Origin of the sequence: Conexibacter arvalis, from assembly GCF_014199525.1 — a bacterium.
Taxonomy (GTDB): domain Bacteria; phylum Actinomycetota; class Thermoleophilia; order Solirubrobacterales; family Solirubrobacteraceae; genus Conexibacter; species Conexibacter arvalis.
In genome coordinates this window covers 392,368-411,106 of the sequence record NZ_JACHNU010000004.1, presented here as the reverse complement: position 1 = coordinate 411,106, position 18,739 = coordinate 392,368, and the positions used below count along the sequence as shown (strand labels likewise).

The following is an 18,739-nucleotide window of genomic DNA, read 5'->3' as shown; positions in this document are numbered from 1 at the left end:
CCCCACCGCCGGAGGGAGTACGCTTAGCGCATGTCCACGCAAGGCTATGAAGACAAGCCCGCAGGACCGTCGCTGCTGAAGAAGGGCGTCGCGGCGCTGATCCTGATCGTCGTGCTCGCGTTCGCGCTCAAGGTCGTGATCGGCTTCGTGATGGGGATCTTCTGGATCATCGTCGGCGTCGCCGTGCTGATCGCGCTCCTGTGGGCGCTCAACACGTTGCTCTGACGCGGCTCGACCGGGAGCGGCGATGGCCTTCCTCGTCATCCTCCTCTGCTTCGGGATCGCCGGAGGGATCGTCGGACGGCTGAAGGGCAGCTCGTTCTTCATCTGGTTCCTCGTCTCCTTCTGCGTCCCGTTCATAGGGCTGGCCTGCGCGCTGCTCTACCGCTGGGACAACGCCGAGCTGCGGCGCCAATGCCCCGGCTGCGGCAAGGTCGTGAAGATCCACGACGCCCTCTGCACCCGCTGCGGGACCGAGCTCGACTTCCCCGAGACGGCGATCGCCTCCGAGGTGCAGATGGCGCGGGGGCGCCGCGAAATCCCCCGCTGAGCGGCCGCTTCGCCGCAGCGGTTCCGCGCACGGCCGCTGGTAGACTCGGGCAGATCCTGCGCGCGCCGCCGGTCGGCGCGCGCTTCTGAGTTTCCGAGCCTTGCGAAAGGAGGCGAGCGCTGATGCGTGCAGTCGACGCCCTGATGGAATGCCTGAAGGCGGAGGGTGTCGAGGTCGTATTCGGGCTGCCCGGCGGCGCGAACCTCCCGACCTACGACGCCTTCTACGACGCGGGGATACGCCACATCCTCGTGCGCCACGAGGCCGGCGGCGGCCACGCCGCCGAGGGCTACGCGAAGGCGACCGGCAAGGTCGGCGTCGCCTTCGGCACCAGCGGCCCCGGCGCGACCAACCTGATCACGCCGATCGCCGACGCGATGATGGACTCGGTCCCGGTCGTCTTCATCACCGGCCAGGTGCGGACCGAGCTGATCGGGACCGACGGCTTCCAGGAGGCGGACATGCTCGGCATGACGCTCCCGATCGTGAAGCACTCGTTCATGATCCAGCACCCGCTGGAGATCCCGCGCGCGATCCACGAGGCCTTCCACATCGCCCGCACCGGCCGCCCGGGCCCGGTGCTGGTCGACATCCCGCAGGACCTCTCGCGCGCCGAGATCCCGTACGAGCCGGTCACCGACGTGCGCCTGCCCGGCTACCAGCCGACGACCGAGGGCAACCAGAAGCAGATCCGCCTCGCGGCGAAGGCGCTCGCGAACGCCCGCCGCCCGGTCCTCTACGCTGGCGGCGGCGTCGTCAACGGCAACGCCGCCCAGGAGCTGCGCGACCTCGCGATGAGCGACCGCTTCCCGGTCACCTGCACGCTGATGGCGCTCGGCGCCTTCCCGGCGCCGCACGACCAGTGGCTCGGCATGCTCGGGATGCACGGCACGCGCGCCGCCAACTACGCGATGGACGAGGCCGACCTGATCGTCGCGATCGGCGCCCGCTTCGACGACCGCATCACCGGCAAGCTGTCGGAGTTCGCGCCGCGCGCGAAGTTCATCCACATCGACATCGACCCGGCCGAGATCTCCAAGAACGTCCCGGCCCACATCCCGATCGTCGGCGACGCGAAGAACATCCTCCCGCGGCTGACGAGCGAGTACAGGGCGCTGTCGGCCGACAGAGGGCGGCTGGAGGAGTGGTGGGCGCGGATCCACGGCTGGCAGCGCCAGCACCCGCTCCGGTATGAGGACTCGGCCGACACCGAGGTGACGCCGCAGTTCGCGATCCAGGCGATCCACCAGGCGACGGGCGGCGAGGCGATCGTCACCTCCGACGTCGGCCAGCACCAGATGTGGACGGCGCAGTACTACGACTTCCCGGAGCCGCGCCGCTGGATCAACTCCGGCGGCCTCGGGACGATGGGCTTCGGCGTCCCGGCGGCGATGGGCGCCGCGATCGGCGTCCCGGACCGGACGGTCGTCTGCGTCGCCGGCGACGGCTCGGTGCAGATGAACGCCCAGGAGCTGGCGACCTGCGCCCAGAACAGAATCCCGATCAAGGTGATCATCCTCAACAACGGCTTCCTCGGCATGGTCCGCCAGTGGCAGGAGCTGTTCTGGGACAACCGCTACTCGCAGGTCGACCTCGGCCAGTACCCCGACTTCGTCAAGCTCGCCGAGGCGTACGGCTGCACCGGCGTCCGCCTCACCGACAAGACGACGCTCGTCGAGGACCTGAGAGCGGCGATCGCGACCGACGGCCCGGTCGTGGTCGACGTCCGCGTGACGAGAGAGGCGAACGTGTACCCGATGATCGCGCCCGGGCAGGCCGCGCGCGACATGGTCGGCTAGGTGACTGTCATGGGAGAGCCCGGAACGAAGGACATGATCAGCCTCGACGAGCTCGAGGCGGCCGGCGGCCTGATGACCGGCCGCAAGCACATCCTCTCGATCCTCGTCGAGAACAAGCCGGGCGTGCTGACGCGCGTCGCCGGCCTGTTCGCGCGGCGCGCGTTCAACATCGACACGCTCGCCGTCGGCCCGACCGACGACCCGACCGTCTCGCGCATCACGCTGACGCTCGACGGCGCGGTCCACCCGATCGACCAGGTCACCAAGCAGCTGCACAAGCTCGTCAACGTGCTGAAGATCCGCGACCTGGAGCCGGAGGAGACGCTCGCGCGCGAGCTGGCGCTCTTCAAGCTCTCGGCCGACGGCGCCGCGCGCGCCGAAGTGATGCAGATCTGCGAGATCTTCCGCGCGAAGATCGTCGACGTGGCGAAGCGCTCGGTCGTCGTCGAGATCACCGGCACGACCGACAAGATCGAGGCGTTCGAGCGCCTCGTCCGCCCGTTCGGCCTGATCGAGATGGCCCGCACCGGCGAGATCGCGATCTCGCGCGGGCGCAACGAGACCTGAGCGGCGGGTAGAGCCGCACCCATGAGCACCGGCATCCGCGCGCGCCCGTCGAGCCCCGGCTGGCTCGACGACCGCACGCGCGAGCTGCTGCGCGACCGCCTCGCCGAGGCGGTCCGCCGCGCGCGGGCCGGCGCCGGCGCCGGCGCGCGCGGGCTGCGCGTGCCCGGCCGCCCGGCCGAGCCGCGCGAGCGGACCGGCGAGGCGCTCGCGGCGGTCACCGTCAGGCTGGCCGCCCCGGCGCCCGACCCGACCGCCGTCGTCGTCGCCTCGCGCCGGCCCGGCGAGCCGTGGTTCGCGCTGGAGCAGCCCGACCGTGACGGCACCGCGCTCGCCGCGCTCGGCTGCGTGCGGGCGGTCGAGGCGACCGGCGCCGAGCGCTTCGCCGCCGTCTCGCAGGCGTGGCAGACGCTCGCGCGCGAGGCGGTCGCCGACCCGCCCGACGGCCCCGCCGGCAGCGGCCTCGTCGCCGTCGGCGGCTTCGCCTTCGCGCCGCGCGGCGGCGAGTCGCCGACGTGGACCGGCTTCGCGCCGGCGTCGCTACAGGTCCCGGAGGTCGCGCTCGCCCGTCGCGGCGACGACGTGCGGCTGACGGTCGCCGCGCTCGCCACCCCCGACGACGACCCGGCGCAGCTGCTGGCGCGGATCGAGGCGCGGCTGGAGGAGCTGCGGCCGGCGCGCGAGCTGCCGCTGCTCGACCCGGCCCCGGCCGGCCGCTACCGCGTCGTCAGCGCGATGCCGCCCGAGCACTACGAAAGCGCCGTCACGCGCGCCGTCGAGCGGATCAGAGCGGGGGAGGTGCAGAAGGTCGTGCTCGCGCGCGAGGTGCAGGTGCACGCGCCGGTCGATCACGACCCGGGCGCCGTCTTCGGCGCGCTGCGCAGCGCCTTCCCCGGCTGCTTCGTCTACGCCGTCGGACGGGGCGAGCGGACCTTCGTCGGCGCGACGCCGGAGCTGCTGGTGCGCCGCGACGGCGAGCGGGCCTCGACCGTCGCGCTCGCCGGCTCGACCCGCCGCAGCGCCGACCCGGCCGTCGACGACCACCTTGGCGAGGCGCTGCTGCGCAGCAACAAGAACCGCGAGGAGCAGGCGATCGTCACGCGCCGGATCGCGCGGGCGCTCCACCCGCACAGCCTGTGGGTGACCGCGGCGCCCGAGCCGGTCGTCGTCCGCGTCGCGAACATCCAGCACCTCGCGACGCCGATCCGCGCGCAGCTGTCGCGTCCGCTCGGCGCGATGCAGCTCGCCGACGTGCTGCACCCGACGCCGGCGGTCGGCGGCGAGCCGTTCGAGACGGCCGAGCGGCTGATCCCGCAGCTGGAGGGCTTCGACCGCGGCTGGTACGCGGGACCGGTCGGCTGGACCGACACCAGCGGTGACGGCGAGCTGTGCGTGGCGCTCCGCTGCGCGCTGCTGAACGGCCCCGTCGCGCACTGCTACGCGGGCGTCGGCGTCGTGCGCGACTCCGACCCGGCCGCCGAGCTGGCCGAGACCGAGGTCAAGCTGCAGGCGCTGCTGCCGGTGCTGGCCGGCTGAGCTGCTGCGCGCAGCGGGTCGCCGGACGGCCCGCCCGCAGCGGGGCGGCGGTCAGTCGCGCTGCGGCAGCACCGCTCTGCGCCACAGGCCCACGACCTCGCGGACGGTCGCGGAGCGGTAGGAGATGCGGTTGTCGAGCGGCCGCAGCGACAGCTCGAAGCGGCCGCTGTCGCGCTGCTCGAGCGAGACGACGAGCGCGTGGAAGCGGCGGCCCTTCTTGTCGACCTCGACGAGGTCGCCGGGCGCGATCCCCTTCGAGCTGAGCCGCTGCGGACGCGCCGGCTCGGGCGGCGCGGCCGGCGGCTCGTCGAGACCGAGCAGGCTGATCTGGGCGGGCGCGTCGGACATCGCCGTGAACGGTAGCCCGCGCCGCGGCGGCGCGCGGGCCGCCCGCCCGCGCGCTACCGCGCCAGCTCGGCCGCGACCGCCGCCCACACGCGGCGGTGGAGGGCGACGTTTTCGGCGCGGTCGGTCGCGGCGGCGACGATCGTCACGCCGGCGCCCGGCCGGGTCGCCTCCGCGAGCGCGGCGCGCAGCTCGGCGGCGGTCGCGACCGGGACGTGGCGGGCGCCGTAGAGCCGCGCGGCGAGGGCGAAGTCGAGCCCGTGCGGCGTCGCGACGTGCTGCTCGAAGTGGTCGGTCTGGGTGGCGACGGGGAGGAAGTCGAAGATCCCGCCGCCGCCGTTGTCGACCAGCACGATCGCGAGGTCGAGGCCGAGCCGCATCGCCGACAGCAGCGCCGAGAGGTCGTAGGCGAGCGTCACGTCGCCGACCAGCAGCGCGGTCGGGCCCCTCTCGGCAGCGGCGAGGCCGAGCGCGGTCGCGACCGTGCCGTCGATCCCGTTCGCGCCGCGGTTGGCGAGCACGAGCGGGCCGTCGTCGCGGGCCGCCGCGAACGTCTCGACGTCGCGGATCGGCATCGAGGCGGCGACGAGCAGCGCCGCGTCGGCGGGCAGCGCGGCGGCGACCTCGGCGGCGATCCGCGGCTCGTTCAGCGGCTCGTCGTCGCCCGTGCCGATCGTCGCGGCGATCGCGCGGGCCGTGGCGGCGTCGGCGTCGCGCCATGCGGCCGGCCATGCGGGGTCGCCGGCGCCGCGGCTCGCCTCCAGCCGTGAGAGCGCCTCCTCCAGCGGCAGCTCGACCCGCTCGCCGACGACGGCGTCGGGATCGTGCCACGTCCGCTCCGGGTCGAGCGCGATCTGCGGGACCGCGGGGTCGAGGCCCGCCAGCCACGCGCGCAGCGGCTTGGAGGTCGGCACGTCGCCGATCCGCAGCACGACGTCGGGCCGCGCCGCCGGACCCGCGAGGAAGCCGGGGTCGCGCAGCAGCGCGTCGTAGCGGGCGATCGCCGCCGGGCCGCGGCGGGCGCCGGAGAGCGGGTCCGCGAGCAGGACGCTGCCGGTGTCGCGAGCGAAGGCGGCGATGCGGGCGCCGAGCGCGCGCCCCCGCTCGACCCGCCCGGCGATGACGACCGCGCGGCCCGTCGCCCAGACGTCCCCGCTCGCCGTGGCCGCCGCGAGCCCGCGTCCGGCCGCCGCGCCGCGTCCGCCGGCATTGCCGCGCCCGCCGGCATCGCCGCGGCCGCCAGCCGCGATGCGCCCGGCGGCCGCGACGCCTCCGCCGACCGTGCCGCCGCCGTCGCGCGTCGTGCCTGGCGCGCTCGCCGCATCCGGCTCCGGCTCCCACGCCGTCCGCGCGACCCACGGCCGCCCGTCCGGCCGGCCCGGCAGCGGGTCGGGCGGCATCGGGCCGTCAAGCACGAGCGGCTCGCGCAGCGGGAAGTTGAGGTGGACGACGCCGGCTCGGCCCTCCTGCGCCGTCCAGACGGCGCGGCAGGCGAGCGTGCGGATCCAGCGCAGCCGCTCCGGCGTCGCCTCGCCGACGACGCCAACCTCGACGAACCGCTTCGCCGCGCCGCCGTACAGCTTCAGCTGGTCGATCGTCTGGCCGGCGCCGACGTCGCGCAGCTCCGGCGGGCGGTCGGCGGTCAGCACGATCAGCGGCAGGCGCGCCTCGGCCGCCTCGATCACCGCCGGCGCCAGCTCGGCCGCCGCGGTGCCGGAGGTGACGGCGACCGCGACCGCCCGGCCGGTCCGCTTCGCGAGCCCGAGCGCGAAGAAGCCCGCGACCCGCTCGTCGACGTGCGACCAGGAGCGCAGCCCCGGCTCGCGCGCCAGCGACAGCACCAGCGGCGTCGAGCGGGAGCCGGGGGAGGTGCACGCGTCGGTCATGCCGCAGCGGGCGAGCTCGTCGCAGAAGGCGCGCAGCAGGAGGTAGGTGTCGGTGGCAGTCATCGTGGGGCGGGGGCTTCCTGTATTCAGTACCGGGATGGCGCCCCCGACGATCGTCCTGCTGCACGGCTTCACGCAGAGCGGGCGCAGCTGGGCGGAGACGGTCGCGGCGCTGGGCGAACGCTATCGCGCCCTGGCGCCGGACCTCCGCGGCCACGGCGCCGCGGCGGCGCTGCGGCCCGTCACCTTCGGGACGATCGGCGCCGACGTGCTCGGACTGGCGAGCGCCGAGCGGGCCGAGCGGTTCACGCTCGCCGGCTATTCGATGGGCGGCCGGATCGCGCTCGACCTCGCGCTGCGCGACGGCGGCGCGGCGCAGGCGCGGATCGAGCGGCTCGTCCTGATCGGCGCCAGCCCCGGCATCGCCGGCGACGGCGAGCGCGCGGCGCGGCGGGTCGCCGACGAGGCGCTCGCGCAGGAGCTTGAGCGCGACGGGATCGAGGCGTTCGCGCGCCGCTGGGCGGCGCAGCCGCTGTTCGCCGACCAGCCGCCCGCGGTCGCGGCGCGAGCCCACGCCGAGCGGCTGCGCGCCAGCCCGGCCGGCCTCGCGGCGTCGCTGCGCGGCGTCGGGACCGGCGCGATGGAGCCGCTGTGGGAGCGGCTCGGCGAGCTGACGGTTCCGGTCGCGCTGATCGTCGGCGAGCGCGACGCGAAGTTCCGCGCGATCGCAGAACGGATGGCCGTCGATATCCCGGACGTGACCGTCCACGTCGTCCCCGGCGCCGGCCACGCGGTCCAGCTCGAGCGCCCCGAGGCGGTCGCGGCGCTGCTCTGAGCGGTGCCCCCGCGCGCCGCCCGCCGTGCGCCGCCCGCCGTGCGCCCGCCCGGCCTGCCGTGCGCCCCGCCTTCCGCAGAGCCCCCGCGCGCCGCCAGCTTCGTCCGTTCATCCCGAATTCCGTCAACCGGGCGGACGCCAGGGCGTAGCGTGCGCCAATGACCACCACCGGCTTTCGGCCGGGTCGCAGCAGATCCGGTCTCATCCTCGCCGCCGCGGCGGTGCTCGCCGTCCCCGGCGCCGCGGCCGCCGCGCCGAGCATGTCCGTGCTCGCCAGAGGGCTCGACAACCCGCGCCACGTCGCGCTCGCCGACGACGGCACACTCTACGTCGCCGCCGCCGGCAGAGGCGGCAGAGCCTGTCAGGGACGTCGGGACGAGCGCATCTGCTTCGGCTTCAGCGGCCGGATCGTCGCGCTCTCGCCGAGAGGCGCCAAGCGGACCGTGCAGGGCGACCTGCTGTCGATCGCCGGCCCCGACGGCACCTTCGCGACCGGCCCCGACGGCGTCGGCGTCGGCCCCGACGGGCGCGTCGTGACCGTCATCACCTCCGGCCCGCCGAGAGACGTCCGCGCGACGCCGAGGCGCGTGCGGGCGCAGGCCGGCGACCTGCTGCGCGTGCTGCCGCGGCCGCTGACCACGCTCGCCTCGATCGACACGTTCGAGTGGAGGCACAACTCAGACGGCGTCAGAGGCGATCGCAACTCCAACCCGTACGCCGTGCTCGCGCTCGAAGGTCGCGAGGTGGTCGCCGACGCCGGCGCGAACGCGATCCTCGAGGTGAGCGGCAGAGCGGTCTCGCTGCTGGCCGTCATCAGAGGCCCGGGCAGATCGCAGCGCGTGCCCAGCTCGCTCGCGCAGGGGCCGGACGGCTCGATCTACGTCGGCGAGCTGGCCGAGGGCGCCGGCACCGGCAGAGCGCGGGTGCTGCGGCTCGGACCGGCCGGCACGAGACCGACCGTCGTCGCGACCGGCTTCACCGCGATCACCGGTCTGGATTTCGGTCCCGACGGCTCGATGTACGTGACCGAGCTGACGACCAACTTCAGATCGCAGTCCGCGCCCGGCCGCGTCACGCGGATCGCGCCCGACGGCAGACGGACCCGCTTCACGCGAGGGCTGATCTTCCCGCAGGGCGCCGCGGTCGCGCCCAACGGCGACCTCTACGTGTCGAACTTCTCGGTGCTGCCGGGGAGAACGCCGAGAAGAAGCCCGTTCAGAGGGATGGGCGGAGAGGTCGTCCGGATCACGGGGCTGTAGGAGAGCGACGGCGCGAAGATGACCGCGGCGCTCTACCGCCTCGGCCGGTTCTGCGTCAGGCATCGCCTCGTCGTCCTGCTCGCCTGGCTGGCGCTGGCCGTCGCGCTCGTCGTGGCGGCCGGCTCGCTCGGCTCGCAGGCGAGCGACAACATCTCGCTGCCGGGCACCGGCAGCCAGCGCGTCACCGACCTGCTCGCGAGAGGGTTCCCCGACCAGGCCAACGGCCCGAGCCCGATCGTGCTGGAGGCGCCGCCCGGCGCGAAGGTCACCGACGGCAGATACCAGCAGCCGATCGAGGACTCGGTCGACGCGCTGAAGCGCGACCAGTTCGTCGCCAAGGTCGTCAGCCCGCTCGACAGCGCGGGCGCCGGCCAGGTCTCCAGAGACGGCACCGTCGCCTACATCTCGGTCTTCCCGAACCGCAGCCTCGGCGACGTCACGATCGACGACGGACAGGAGATCCTCGACAAGGCCGACCCGGCGAAGGCGAGCGGGCTGGAGGTGTCGGCCGGCGGGCCGCTCGGCTCGAAGCTGTCCAAGAGCGAGTCGGAGTCCTCCGAGGTGATCGGGCTCGCCTGCGCACTGGTGATCCTCGCCTTCACCTTCGGCTCGCTCGTCGCGATGGGGCTGCCGATCGCCTCCGCGCTCGTCGGCGTCATCGCAGGGATCGCGGGGATCACGCTGCTCAGCCACCTGACGGAGGTGCCGACCTCGGCGCCGACGCTCGCGATCATGCTCGGCCTCGGCGTCGGGATCGACTACGCGCTGTTCATCGTCACCGCCCATCGCGCGACGCTGGCGCGGGGAATGGACGCCCGCGAGTCGGTCGCGCGCGCCGTCGCGACCTCCGGCGGCGCGGTGCTGTTCGCCGGCTCGACCGTCGTCGTCGCCGTCTGCTCGCTGGCGGTCGCCGGCATCCCGCTCGTGACCGCGCTCGGCTTCACGACCGGGCTGATGGTCGCCGTCGCGATCCTCTGCGCGCTGACGCTGCTGCCGGCGATCCTCGCGCTCGTCGGGAACCGCATCAACCACCTGCCGCTGCCGGGGCGCAGACCGGATCGCCCGATCGACGTCGAGCACGGCGGCTGGGCCCGCTTCGCCCGCTGGATCATGCGCAACCGACTGGTCGCCGTCGTGCTCGCGCTGGCGGTCCTGATCCCGCTGTCGATCCCCGCCTTCTCGCTCACCTTCGGGCAGAACGACGTCGGCGCGCTGCCGACCGACGAGACCGCGCGCCAGGCCTACGACGCGCTCACGCGCGGCTTCGGGGTCGGCGCCAACGGGCCGATCGTGATCGCCGCCTCGGCGGCGAGACCGGTCCAGGCCGACGACGACGCGGTGACCAGACTGCAGCAGGCGGTCGCCAGAGAGGCGGGCGTGGCGACGGTCACGCCGGTCTCGGTCGACCAGCAGGGCACGGTCCTGACCTTCAACGCGATCCCGAGAACGGCGCCCTCCGACGACGCGACCGAGACGCTCGTCGACACGCTGCGCGACACGACGATCCCGCAGGCCCAGCGCGGCAGCGGGCTCGATGCCTCGGTCGGCGGCTCGACCGCCGGCTTCATCGACCTCGGCGAGGAGATCTCCGACACGCTCGTCGAGACGATCCTCGTGATCATCGCGCTCAGCTTCGTGCTGCTGACGATCGCCTTCCGCTCGCTGCTGGTGCCGGCGAAGGCGGCGGTGATGAACCTGCTGTCGATCGGCGCCGCCTACGGCGTCGTGGTGATGGTCTTCCAGTACGGCTGGTTCGCCGGCCTCGTCGGCCTCGACGGCGCCGTCCCGATCGTCAGCTACCTGCCGCTGCTGATGTTCGCCGGCCTGTTCGGGCTGTCGATGGACTACGAGGTCTTCCTGATGAGCCACGTGCAGGAGCACTACCGCGAGAGCGGCGACGCGCGCGGGGCGATCGTCGTCGGGCTGGCCGAGAGCGCGCGTGTGATCACCGCCGCGGCGCTGATCATGGTCTCGGTCTTCGCCAGCTTCATCCTCAACGGCGACCCGGTCGTGAAGCAGTTCGGGGTCGGGCTGTCGGTCGCGGTGATCGTCGACGCGACGCTCGTGCGCTGCCTGCTCGTGCCGGCGGTGATGGCGCTGCTGGGCAGAGCGGCGTGGTGGCTGCCCGGCTGGCTCGACCGGATCCTGCCGCGCATCAGCATCGAGGGCCGCGGCTACTTCGACGAGCGCGACGGCTCCGACCGCGACAAGCCAGCTCCGCCTACGCCCGGACCCCCAGCCCCGGCCCCGTCGGGACCCGCATGAGGCCGGCGGCGACGGAGAGCGCCGGGTCGGGGTCGAGGTCGGCGAAGGCGTCGAGCGTCGCGAGCCCGCTCGGGCGCTCGGGCGCGATCGCGGCCGCGGCGTGGAGCGCGCCGGCGATCCCGAGCGGCCCATCGAAGGTGGAGGCGAGGTAGACCTCGCTGCCGGCGGCGCGGGCGCGCTCGGCCTGCTCCAGCAGCCCGGCGATCCCGCCGCAGCGGCTGAGCTTGAGGCAGACCGCGCGGGTCGCGCCGGAGTCGACGGCGCCCGGCGCCGCGGCCGACTCGTCGATCGCGATCGCCAGCTCGCCGGCGCCCTCCTGCACCGCGCGCAGCGCCTCGACGCCGTGGACCGGCTCCTCACACAGCTCGATCGCGCTCGGCTCCAGCGCCCGCAGGTTGGCGAGCGCCTCCTCCGGCGTCGCCCAGGCGCCGTTGGCGTCGATCCGCAGCGCCACCTCCGGCCCGACGGCGGCCCGCACCGCGGCGAGCCGGCCGGCGTCGTCGCCGATCCCGACCTTCAGCTTCAGGCAGCGGAAGCCGGCGCCGACCGCCGCGCTCGCCTCGGCGGCCGCACCGGCGCGGTCGGCCGCGCCGATCAGCGCGTTGACGGCGACGGCCGCGCCGCGCCGCACGCCGAGCAGCTCCGCGACCGGCAGGCCGGTCCGCCGCCCCTCGCGGTCCCACAGCGCGAGGTCGATCGCCGCGACCGCCTGGGGCAGGACGGCCGCCTCGCGGCAGAGCGCGATCGCTTGCAGCGGCGGAAGGCCGTCGGCGTCGCGCAGGACCGGGCGGCAGTCCTCCAGCGCCGCCCGCACGTCGTCGAGCGTCACGCCGTCGTAGGAGGGCAGCGGCGCCGCCTCGCCGGCGCCGGCGTGGCCGTCGGCGCCGATCACGACGACGTCGAGCAGCTGCCGGTCGGCGACATCGCCGTGGGTGGTCCGCAGCGGCTCGCGCAGGCGCAGGCGGCGGGGCGCGATCGCGAGCTGCACCGATCGGCCCCGGTCGCTAGCTGAGCAGGACGCCGGCCGACAGCAGGACGCAGAAGAGCAGCTCGAGCATGCCGGTCTTCGCGAGCGCCTCGTTGAGCGTCGGGCCGTCGGTGCGGTTGCGGACGATCCGCACCACGGGAGCCGCCAGCGGCACCGTCAGCAGCGGCAGCAGGACCCACGGCGACAGCTGCCCGAAGAGCCAGGTGACCGGGGTGAGCAGGTAGGAGCCGTAGACCATCGCCGCGTAGAGGACGCGCGTCTTCTCGCGGCCGAGCCGCACCGCGAGCGTCCTCTTGCCGGCCCTGCGGTCGGTGTCCATGTCGCGGTAGTTGTTGACGACCAGGACCGCGGAGGCGAGCAGGCCGACCGGGACGGCGAGCGCGAACGCCTCCCACTCGAGCGTCTCGGTCTGCACGAAGTACGAGCCGGCGACCGCGACGATCCCGAAGAAGAGGAAGACGAAGACCTCGCCCAGGCCGTCGTAGCCGTACGGCCGCGGGCCGCCGGTGTAGAGCACGCCGGCGATGATCGAGGCGACGCCGACGAGCAGCAGCTCCCAGCCTGCGACGGCGATCAGGTAGGCGCCGCAGAGGACGGCCAGCCCGAAGGTCACGTAGGTCGCGATCAGCACCTGGCGCGGCGGCACGAGGCCGCCGGCGGTGACGCGGACGGGGCCGAGGCGGTCCTCGGTGTCGGCGCCGCGGCGGGCGTCGGAGTAGTCGTTGCTGAGGTTGGCGCCGACCTGGATGAACAGCGCGCCGAGCACCGCCGCGACGAACCGCAACGGGTGGAAGGAGTCCTCGACGCCGGCGAGCGCGGTGCCGACCAGCACCGGCGCGAGGCCGACCGGCAGCGTGCGCAGCCGGGCGGCCATCAGCCAGATGCGGACGACGTTGGGCGAGGCGGTGTCGGCGCTCATCTCCGTTGCAGCCTACGGCCTGCGGCCGCTACGGGCGCCGCGGGAACTTCGAGAAGTCCGGCTTGCGCTTCTCCAGGAAGGCGGTGCGACCCTCTCTCGCCTCCTCGCTGCCGTACAGCAGCAGGTTGGTGTCGTGGGCGAGCTGCTGGATGCCGGCGTAGCCGTCCTCCTGCGCGTTGAAGCTCGACTTCACCAGCCGCAGCGCGAAGGGGGAGAGGGCGAGCATCTCGCGGCACCACTGGACGGTCACCTCCTCGACCTCGGCGAGCGGCGCGACGGCGTTGACGAGGCCCATCTCCAGCGCCTCCTGCGCGTCGTACTGGCGGCACAGCAGCCAGATCTCCTTCGCCTTCTTCGTGCCGACGAGGTCGCGCAGGACCGAGGCGCCGAAGCCGCCGTCCCACGAGCCGACCCTGGGGCCGGTCTGGCCGAAGCGGGCGTTGTCGGCCGCGATCGTCAGGTCGCAGATGACGTGCAGGACGTGGCCGCCGCCGACCGCGAACCCTCTCACCATCGCGACGACCGGCTTCGGCAGGCGGCGGATCTGGACATGCAGGTCGGTGACGTGGAAGCGGCCGACCGCCGCGTTGCCGCCGACTCTGTAGCCGGACTCGCCGCGGACGCGCTGGTCGCCGCCGGAGCAGAACGCCTTGTCGCCCTCGCCGGCGAGGATGATCGCGCCGACCGAGGTGTCCTCGCGCGCCCGCTCGAAGGCGTCCATCAGCTCGATCACGGTCTCCGGCCGGAAGGCGTTGCGGACCTCGGGCCGGTCGATCGTGATCTTCGCGATCCCGTCGCCGGACAACTCGTAGCGGATGTCCTCGTACTCTCCTGCGGAAGTCCAGTTCACGGGCACGTCGGGCGCTCCTACACGGTCGGGGGCCGCCAGGACAGTAGTGGTTCGCGCCGCCGCGATGCCCCATGAGCGGCGCCCGCCGCAGCGGCGCGCCACAAGCCGCCGGAATCCATTGCGACGGGGTGGGGCGGGGAGTAGCGTCGGTGGCGGCGCCGGCGCGCCCGTCGGCGCAGCGTCTTCCGCGCCAGGAGGTGGTCGCGAATGGCTTGGCAGCTCACCGGCACCTACTTCGAGAACTGCAACTGCGAGGTCGCCTGCCCCTGCACGGTCTCCTCGCTGCAGCTCCCGGCGACCTACGACCGCTGCAACGCGATGCTCGCCTTCCACGTCGACTCCGGCGAGGTCGAGGGCGTCGCCGTCGACGACCTGACGCTCGTGCTGGTCGGCGACACGCCGAAGCAGATGACCGACGGCGGCTGGCGCGTCGCGCTCTACGTCGACGAGCGGGCGAGCGAGGAGCAGGCGGCGAAGCTCGCCGCGGTCTTCGGCGGACAGGTCGGCGGGCCGATGGCGGAGCTGGCGCCGCTGATCGGCGAGCTGCTCGGCGTCGAGCAGGCGCCGATCGAGTACGTCGACGACGCGCGCCTGCACCGTCTGAAGGTCGGCGACGCGATCGAGGTCGAGATCGAGGACCTGCAGGGCGAGCACCTCGACGAGCCGACGCGGCTGGTCAACGTCGAGCACCCGTCGAACACGACGCTGACGCTGTCGCAGGCGCGCAGATCGCGCGTCTCCGCGCGCGGGATCGAGTTCGCCGGGAAGGCCGGCGCCTCGGCGCCGTTCTCCTGGGCGGCATGAGCGCCTCGGGTCCGCGGCCGCTCGCGCTCGGCGCGCGGCCGCGCCGCCGGCAGGCGATCGCCTCCGCGCTCGTCGCGCTGGCGCTCGCCGGCTGGATCGTCACCGCCGTGCGGATGGAGGGGATGGACGAGGGCCCCGGCACGGCGCTCGGCGGGCTCGGCTGGTTCGTCGGCGTCTGGGTGACGATGATGGCGGCGATGATGCTGCCAGCCGTCGTGCCGATGGCGTCGGCCTTCGACCGCGTCGCGCGGGCGCGCCCGGAGGGAGGAGCGCTCGCCTGGTTCCTCGCCGGCTACGGGCTCGTGTGGGCCGCCTTCGGCGTCGCCGCCTTCGCGCTCGACGCGCTCGTGCGCGCGGCCGATCCGGGCTTCCTCGCCTGGGACCGTCAGGGGCCGCTGGTGACCGGCGCGGCGGTCGCGGTCGCCGGGCTGTACGAGCTGACGCCGCTGAAGCTGCGCTGCCTGCGCCACTGCCGCACGCCGCTGCATTTCCTGCTGGGCCGCTGGCGCGAGGGGCGCGTCGGCGCGGTGCGGATGGGCGTCGAGCACGGCGCCTGGTGCGTCGGCTGCTGTTGGGCGCTGATGGCGGCGCTGGTGGCGCTCGGGATCATGAGCCTCTTCTGGATGGTCGTCGTCGCGGCGGTGATCTTCGTCGAGAAGGCGCTGCCGTTCGGCGAGCGCTCGACGCGCTGGTTCGCGCTCGCGCTCGTCGCGCTCGGGCTGTGGATCGCCCTCGCGCCCGGAAGCGCGCCCGAGGTGACCGAGCCCGGATCGCCGATGCCGATGGGCGAGCCGGGCGGCGGGGCGCCGATGGAGGCGCCGGGCGACGCGGCGCCGATGGAGGCGCCGGGCGGCGGGACGCCGATGGACGAGCGCGGCGGCACGATGCCGTGACCGCCGGCGGCGGCCGCCTCGCCGCCGTCGGTCGCCGGGGCGTAGCCTTCCGGCGCGATGGACCTCGACGCCTGGCTCCCGCGCGCCGCCGCGCTGCGCCCCGACCATCCGGCGCTCGTGACCGGCGACCGCGACGTGACGACCTACGCCGAGCTGCACGCCGCCGCCCGGCGCGCGGCCGCGGCGCTCGCCGCGAGCGGGGTCGGTCCGGGCGATCGGGTGGCGGTGAGCCTCCCGCCGGACGTTCCGTTCGTCGCGACGCTCCACGCCGTGCTCGGCCTCGGCGCGACCTTCGTGCCGCTCGACGCGCGGCTCTCCGACGCCGAGCGGGCGCAGCGGGCCGCCGGCGCCGCGGCGACGGTCGCCGAGCCGCTCGACGCCGGCCGCGCCGAGCGCCCGCTCGCGGCGCGCCTCGACCCGGACGCGGTCGCCACGCTGCTGCACACCTCCGGCACGACCGCCGCGCCGAAGCCGGTCGCGCTGACCGTCTCCAACTGGCAGTGGAACGCGCTCGGCTCGGCGCTCGCGCTCGGGCTCGACCGCGACGAGCGCTGGCTCTGCACGCTGCCGCTCAGCCACGTCGGCGGGCTCTCGATCCTGATCCGCAGCGCGATCTACGGCACGACCGTCGTCCTGCACGAACGCTTCGACGCCGACCGCGCCGCCCGCGCGCTGGCCGCGGACGGCATCACGCTCGTCTCGCTCGTCGCGACGACGCTGCGGCGGACGCTCGACGCGGGGCTCGACCGCCCGCCGCGCCTCCGCTGCGCCCTGATCGGCGGCGGCCCGCTGCCGCCGACGCTCGCCGCCCGCGCCGCCGACGCCGGCATCCCCGCCGCCCAGACCTACGGCATGACCGAGGCCTGCTCGCAGGTCACCACCTCGCTTCCCGGCGAGCCGGAGACCGCCGGCCGGGCGCTCGTCGGCCAGCGCGTCGCGCTCGCCGACGACGGCGAGATCCTCGTCGCCGGCGAGACGGTCGCGCCCGGCGCGCCGGCGGCCGACGGCTGGCTGCACACCGGCGACCTCGGCCGCCTCGACGCGCGCGGCCGCCTGACGGTCACCGGCCGCAAGGCCGACACGATCGTCTCCGGCGGCGAGAACGTCGCGCCGCAGGAGGTCGAGGCGGCGCTGCTGGAGCACCGCGCCGTCGCCGACGCCGGCGTCCACGCCCGGCCCGATCCGGAGTGGGGGGAGGCGGTCGTCGCGACGGTCGTCGTGCGCGACGGCCATGCCGCGGGCGAGCCGCTCGCGGCCGAGCTGCGCGAGCACGTCGCCGCGCGGCTGGCCCGCTTCAAGGTGCCCAAGCGGATCGACTTCGCCGCCGAGCTGCCGCGCACCGCCTCGGGCAAGCTGCTGCGCCGGCAGCTGAGATAGCCTCGGCCGATGACCGGCCCCGAGCAGGACGCCCCCGACCCCGACGAGCTGCGCGCCGCGCAGCGCGACCGCTGGGAGCGCTCCGCCGACGGCTGGCAGGAGACCGCCGACCGCTTCAACCGCGCGACGATGCCGGTCTCGCAGTGGCTCGTCGACGCGATCGACCCGCAGCCCGGCCAGCGCGTGCTGGAGCTGGCGGCGGGGATCGGCGAGACCGGCTTCCTCGCCGCCGAGCTGCTGCAGCCGGGCGGGACGCTCGTCTCCAGCGACGGCGCCGAGGCGATGCTCGCGCACGCGAGAGCGCGCGCCGAGCAGCTGGGCCTGCGCAACGTCGAGTTCAAGCCGATCGACCTCGAGTGGATCGACGCCGGGACGGCCGAGTTCGACGCGGTCATCTGCCGCTGGGGCTACATGTTCGCGCTCGACCGCGAGGCCGCCCTGCGCGAGACCCGCCGCGTCCTGCGGCCCGGCGGCCGCGTCGCGCTCGCGACCTGGACCGAGAGCGGCCGCAACCCGTGGGCGATGACGACGCGCGCAGCGCTCTACGACGCCGGCCTCGTCGACCAGCTCGAGCTGCCGTCGCCGAGCCCGTTCGACCTCGCCACGCCGGCGGTCGTCACCGAGCTGCTGGAGGACGCCGGCTTCGCCGACGTGCGCTGCGACGAGGTCGAGCTGCGCTTCCCCGCCAACGACCCCGACGATCTCTTCCACCAGACGGTCGCGCGCTCGCGCCAGTTCGCCGATCTCGTCGCGACGCTCGACCAGCGCCAGCTCGACGACCTGAGAGCCCGGATCGCCGAGCAGGCCGCCCCGTACGCGAAGCCCGACGGCAGCTATCTGCTGCCCGGCGTCGCCCTCGTCGCCGCAGCCGACGCGTAGCGCCCGCCCGCTACTCGGCCGCGACCCCCGCCGACAGCTCGCCGGCGGCGGGGACCTGGGGCGTCGGGCGGCCGTTCCGGAGGCGCTTGCGCTCGATCGCCGCGACCAGCTCGTAGTTGCGCCGGCAGCTGCCGCGCGCGACCCGCGTGGGCGCGAGGCGGCGGCCGGCGCGCATCGCGGCGACGACGGCCCGCCAGCGCCGCGCCTGGGACGGCGCCCACGGGAGCCCGTACAGCTCGCGCACGCGCGGCGGCAGCGAGCCGAGCATCACGAGGTCGTGGAGGCGCTTCGCGGCGCCGTGCATGTTCGGCATCGGGATCTCGAAGGCGATGGCGCGCCCGGTGTAGCGCGCCTCCGGCGTCAGGTGCATGCGGTCGGAGGCGAGCCGCCGCTCCCACCAGGCGCGGAAGTCGCCGTAGGTCGCCGGCGCGCTCCCGAGCGGCATCCCGAAGAGGGCGCCGAAGCGGCGGTAGTCCTGCCACAGCGCCTCGCGCTCGTCGTCGGTGAGCTCGCGCACGAACAGCTCGTAGAAGCGCTGGCCCGAGTCGGCGATCACCGCGACCGTCCACAGCATCAGCTCGGGGTCGAACGCCGAGTAGTGGGTGCCGGCGGGGAAGGGGCCGGAGTCGACCGGCAGCTCGCCGTCGACGCGCTGGTGCATGCGGTCGACGCGCTCCAGCAGGCGGTCGGCCTCCGCGCGCGTGCCGAAGAAGACCGTCTCGAACGCGGCCGCGGTGCGCGACAGCCGTCTGAACGGCGCCAGCCGGCCGCTGGAGGACTGGATCGTGCCGACGAAGTTGCGCGGGTCGAGCGCGCCGATCGCGAGCGCCCGCTGGCCGTAGTGGAGCCCGACGAGGCGCTCCTCGTGGACCGCTCGCAGCAGCGATCGTCCGCGCGGGAAGTACCCGTCGTCGGTCATCGGCCCCCTCCGATCTGACTACGCACGTCGTCAGTCTGGCGCGTGCCGGTCCGGCCTGTCAACGCCGGCGT

General features: G+C 74.7%; 18 protein-coding genes. 12 read left to right on the top strand and 6 right to left on the bottom strand.

All coding sequences use genetic code 11. The features are described 5' to 3' along the window. The first annotated feature begins 30 nt into the window (after window positions 1-30). From BDZ31_RS16445 to BDZ31_RS16425, 5 genes are all read left to right on the top strand, one after another. Window positions 31-225, top strand: coding sequence for a hypothetical protein (locus BDZ31_RS16445; RefSeq protein WP_183343422.1), 195 nt, complete (start codon window positions 31-33; stop codon window positions 223-225). Between the two features lie 22 nt (window positions 226-247). Further along, a complete protein-coding gene (locus BDZ31_RS16440; protein ID WP_183343421.1) occupies window positions 248-550 on the top strand; it encodes a hypothetical protein in 303 nt (100 codons plus the stop codon). 122 nt (window positions 551-672) lie between these two features. Then, window positions 673-2,349 (top strand): biosynthetic-type acetolactate synthase large subunit, encoded by a 1,677-nt coding sequence (gene ilvB, locus BDZ31_RS16435; protein ID WP_183343420.1) that lies wholly within the window; start codon window positions 673-675, stop codon window positions 2,347-2,349. Window positions 2,350-2,421: 72 nt separating this feature from the next. Further along, window positions 2,422-2,916 (top strand): acetolactate synthase small subunit, encoded by a 495-nt coding sequence (gene ilvN, locus BDZ31_RS16430; protein WP_183343468.1) that lies wholly within the window; start codon window positions 2,422-2,424, stop codon window positions 2,914-2,916. Window positions 2,917-2,937: 21 nt separating this feature from the next. Then, window positions 2,938-4,449 carry an isochorismate synthase gene (locus BDZ31_RS16425; protein ID WP_183343419.1) on the top strand — a complete coding sequence of 504 codons (1,512 nt, stop codon included), beginning with the start codon at window positions 2,938-2,940 and terminating at the stop codon, window positions 4,447-4,449. Window positions 4,450-4,500: 51 nt separating this feature from the next. On the opposite strand, the gene BDZ31_RS16420 is transcribed toward BDZ31_RS16425, so the two are convergent. After that, window positions 4,501-4,797 carry a hypothetical protein gene (locus BDZ31_RS16420; RefSeq protein ID WP_183343418.1) on the bottom strand — a complete coding sequence of 99 codons (297 nt, stop codon included), beginning with the start codon at window positions 4,795-4,797 and terminating at the stop codon, window positions 4,501-4,503. Between the two features lie 53 nt (window positions 4,798-4,850). Then, entirely contained in the window at window positions 4,851-6,743 is a 1,893-nt protein-coding gene (gene menD, locus BDZ31_RS16415; RefSeq protein WP_183343417.1) for a 2-succinyl-5-enolpyruvyl-6-hydroxy-3-cyclohexene-1-carboxylate synthase, read from the bottom strand. 34 nt (window positions 6,744-6,777) lie between these two features. Here menD and menH point away from each other — a divergent pair, with 34 nt between their 5' ends. The 3 genes from menH to BDZ31_RS16400 all read left to right on the top strand — a co-directional run bounded on the left by menH (window position 6,778) and on the right by BDZ31_RS16400 (window position 11,039). Further along, on the top strand, window positions 6,778-7,515 hold the full coding sequence (gene menH / locus BDZ31_RS16410; protein WP_183343416.1) for a 2-succinyl-6-hydroxy-2,4-cyclohexadiene-1-carboxylate synthase: 738 nt from the start codon (window positions 6,778-6,780) through the stop codon (window positions 7,513-7,515). A gap of 158 nt (window positions 7,516-7,673) precedes the next feature. Next, window positions 7,674-8,774, top strand: a complete 1,101-nt coding sequence (locus BDZ31_RS16405; protein ID WP_183343415.1) for a ScyD/ScyE family protein — start codon at window positions 7,674-7,676, stop codon at window positions 8,772-8,774. Between the two features lie 18 nt (window positions 8,775-8,792). Continuing rightward, a complete protein-coding gene (locus tag BDZ31_RS16400) occupies window positions 8,793-11,039 on the top strand; it encodes an MMPL family transporter (RefSeq protein ID WP_183343414.1) in 2,247 nt (748 codons plus the stop codon). Here the strand turns inward: BDZ31_RS16400 and BDZ31_RS26060 are convergent. From BDZ31_RS26060 to menB, 3 genes are read right to left on the bottom strand one after another with little or no spacing between them, the layout of a single operon-like run. Beyond that, a complete protein-coding gene (locus BDZ31_RS26060) occupies window positions 10,996-12,027 on the bottom strand; it encodes an enolase C-terminal domain-like protein (RefSeq protein ID WP_183343413.1) in 1,032 nt (343 codons plus the stop codon). The two genes, BDZ31_RS16400 and BDZ31_RS26060, sit on opposite strands and share 44 nt — an antisense overlap. Before the next feature lie 16 nt (window positions 12,028-12,043). Further along, window positions 12,044-12,946 (bottom strand): 1,4-dihydroxy-2-naphthoate polyprenyltransferase, encoded by a 903-nt coding sequence (locus tag BDZ31_RS16390; RefSeq protein ID WP_183343412.1) that lies wholly within the window; start codon window positions 12,944-12,946, stop codon window positions 12,044-12,046. Window positions 12,947-12,974: 28 nt separating this feature from the next. Next, entirely contained in the window at window positions 12,975-13,796 is an 822-nt protein-coding gene (menB, locus tag BDZ31_RS16385; RefSeq protein ID WP_183343411.1) for a 1,4-dihydroxy-2-naphthoyl-CoA synthase, read from the bottom strand. Between the two features lie 207 nt (window positions 13,797-14,003). Between menB and BDZ31_RS16380 the strand changes: the two genes are divergently transcribed. From BDZ31_RS16380 to BDZ31_RS16365, 4 genes are read left to right on the top strand one after another with little or no spacing between them, the layout of a single operon-like run. Next, window positions 14,004-14,600: a DUF1326 domain-containing protein gene (locus BDZ31_RS16380; RefSeq protein WP_183343410.1), complete on the top strand. Its 597-nt coding sequence runs from the start codon at window positions 14,004-14,006 to the stop codon at window positions 14,598-14,600. After that, window positions 14,597-15,493: a DUF2182 domain-containing protein gene (locus tag BDZ31_RS16375; RefSeq protein ID WP_183343409.1), complete on the top strand. Its 897-nt coding sequence runs from the start codon at window positions 14,597-14,599 to the stop codon at window positions 15,491-15,493. Before BDZ31_RS16380 ends, BDZ31_RS16375 begins: the two co-directional genes overlap by 4 nt. 57 nt (window positions 15,494-15,550) lie before the next feature. After that, window positions 15,551-16,870, top strand: coding sequence for an AMP-binding protein (locus BDZ31_RS16370; protein WP_183343408.1), 1,320 nt, complete (start codon window positions 15,551-15,553; stop codon window positions 16,868-16,870). 9 nt (window positions 16,871-16,879) lie between these two features. Then, on the top strand, window positions 16,880-17,749 hold the full coding sequence (locus BDZ31_RS16365; protein ID WP_183343407.1) for a class I SAM-dependent methyltransferase: 870 nt from the start codon (window positions 16,880-16,882) through the stop codon (window positions 17,747-17,749). A 10-nt stretch (window positions 17,750-17,759) separates the two neighbouring features. On the opposite strand, the gene BDZ31_RS16360 is transcribed toward BDZ31_RS16365, so the two are convergent. Then, window positions 17,760-18,668: an oxygenase MpaB family protein gene (locus BDZ31_RS16360; RefSeq protein ID WP_183343406.1), complete on the bottom strand. Its 909-nt coding sequence runs from the start codon at window positions 18,666-18,668 to the stop codon at window positions 17,760-17,762. Window positions 18,669-18,739 lie beyond the last annotated feature (71 nt).

Excerpts from the sequence above, each read along its gene's own strand:
- menD (WP_183343417.1), bottom strand. The coding sequence starts at position 6,743 with ATGACTGCCACCGACACCTACCTCCTGCTGCGCGCCTTCTGCGACGAG.
- BDZ31_RS16390 (WP_183343412.1), bottom strand. The coding sequence starts at position 12,946 with ATGAGCGCCGACACCGCCTCGCCCAACGTCGTCCGCATCTGGCTGATG.
- BDZ31_RS16370 (WP_183343408.1), top strand. The coding sequence starts at position 15,551 with ATGGACCTCGACGCCTGGCTCCCGCGCGCCGCCGCGCTGCGCCCCGAC.
- BDZ31_RS16380 (WP_183343410.1), top strand. The coding sequence starts at position 14,004 with ATGGCTTGGCAGCTCACCGGCACCTACTTCGAGAACTGCAACTGCGAG.
- BDZ31_RS16420 (WP_183343418.1), bottom strand. The coding sequence starts at position 4,797 with ATGTCCGACGCGCCCGCCCAGATCAGCCTGCTCGGTCTCGACGAGCCG.
- ilvN (WP_183343468.1), top strand. The coding sequence starts at position 2,422 with ATGACCGGCCGCAAGCACATCCTCTCGATCCTCGTCGAGAACAAGCCG.
- ilvB (WP_183343420.1), top strand. The coding sequence starts at position 673 with ATGCGTGCAGTCGACGCCCTGATGGAATGCCTGAAGGCGGAGGGTGTC.
- BDZ31_RS16445 (WP_183343422.1), top strand. The coding sequence starts at position 31 with ATGTCCACGCAAGGCTATGAAGACAAGCCCGCAGGACCGTCGCTGCTG.
- BDZ31_RS16440 (WP_183343421.1), top strand. The coding sequence starts at position 248 with ATGGCCTTCCTCGTCATCCTCCTCTGCTTCGGGATCGCCGGAGGGATC.
- BDZ31_RS16400 (WP_183343414.1), top strand. The coding sequence starts at position 8,793 with ATGACCGCGGCGCTCTACCGCCTCGGCCGGTTCTGCGTCAGGCATCGC.
- BDZ31_RS16375 (WP_183343409.1), top strand. The coding sequence starts at position 14,597 with ATGAGCGCCTCGGGTCCGCGGCCGCTCGCGCTCGGCGCGCGGCCGCGC.
- BDZ31_RS16405 (WP_183343415.1), top strand. The coding sequence starts at position 7,674 with ATGACCACCACCGGCTTTCGGCCGGGTCGCAGCAGATCCGGTCTCATC.
- BDZ31_RS16365 (WP_183343407.1), top strand. The coding sequence starts at position 16,880 with ATGACCGGCCCCGAGCAGGACGCCCCCGACCCCGACGAGCTGCGCGCC.
- BDZ31_RS16360 (WP_183343406.1), bottom strand. The coding sequence starts at position 18,668 with ATGACCGACGACGGGTACTTCCCGCGCGGACGATCGCTGCTGCGAGCG.
- menH (WP_183343416.1), top strand. The coding sequence starts at position 6,778 with ATGGCGCCCCCGACGATCGTCCTGCTGCACGGCTTCACGCAGAGCGGG.
- BDZ31_RS16425 (WP_183343419.1), top strand. The coding sequence starts at position 2,938 with ATGAGCACCGGCATCCGCGCGCGCCCGTCGAGCCCCGGCTGGCTCGAC.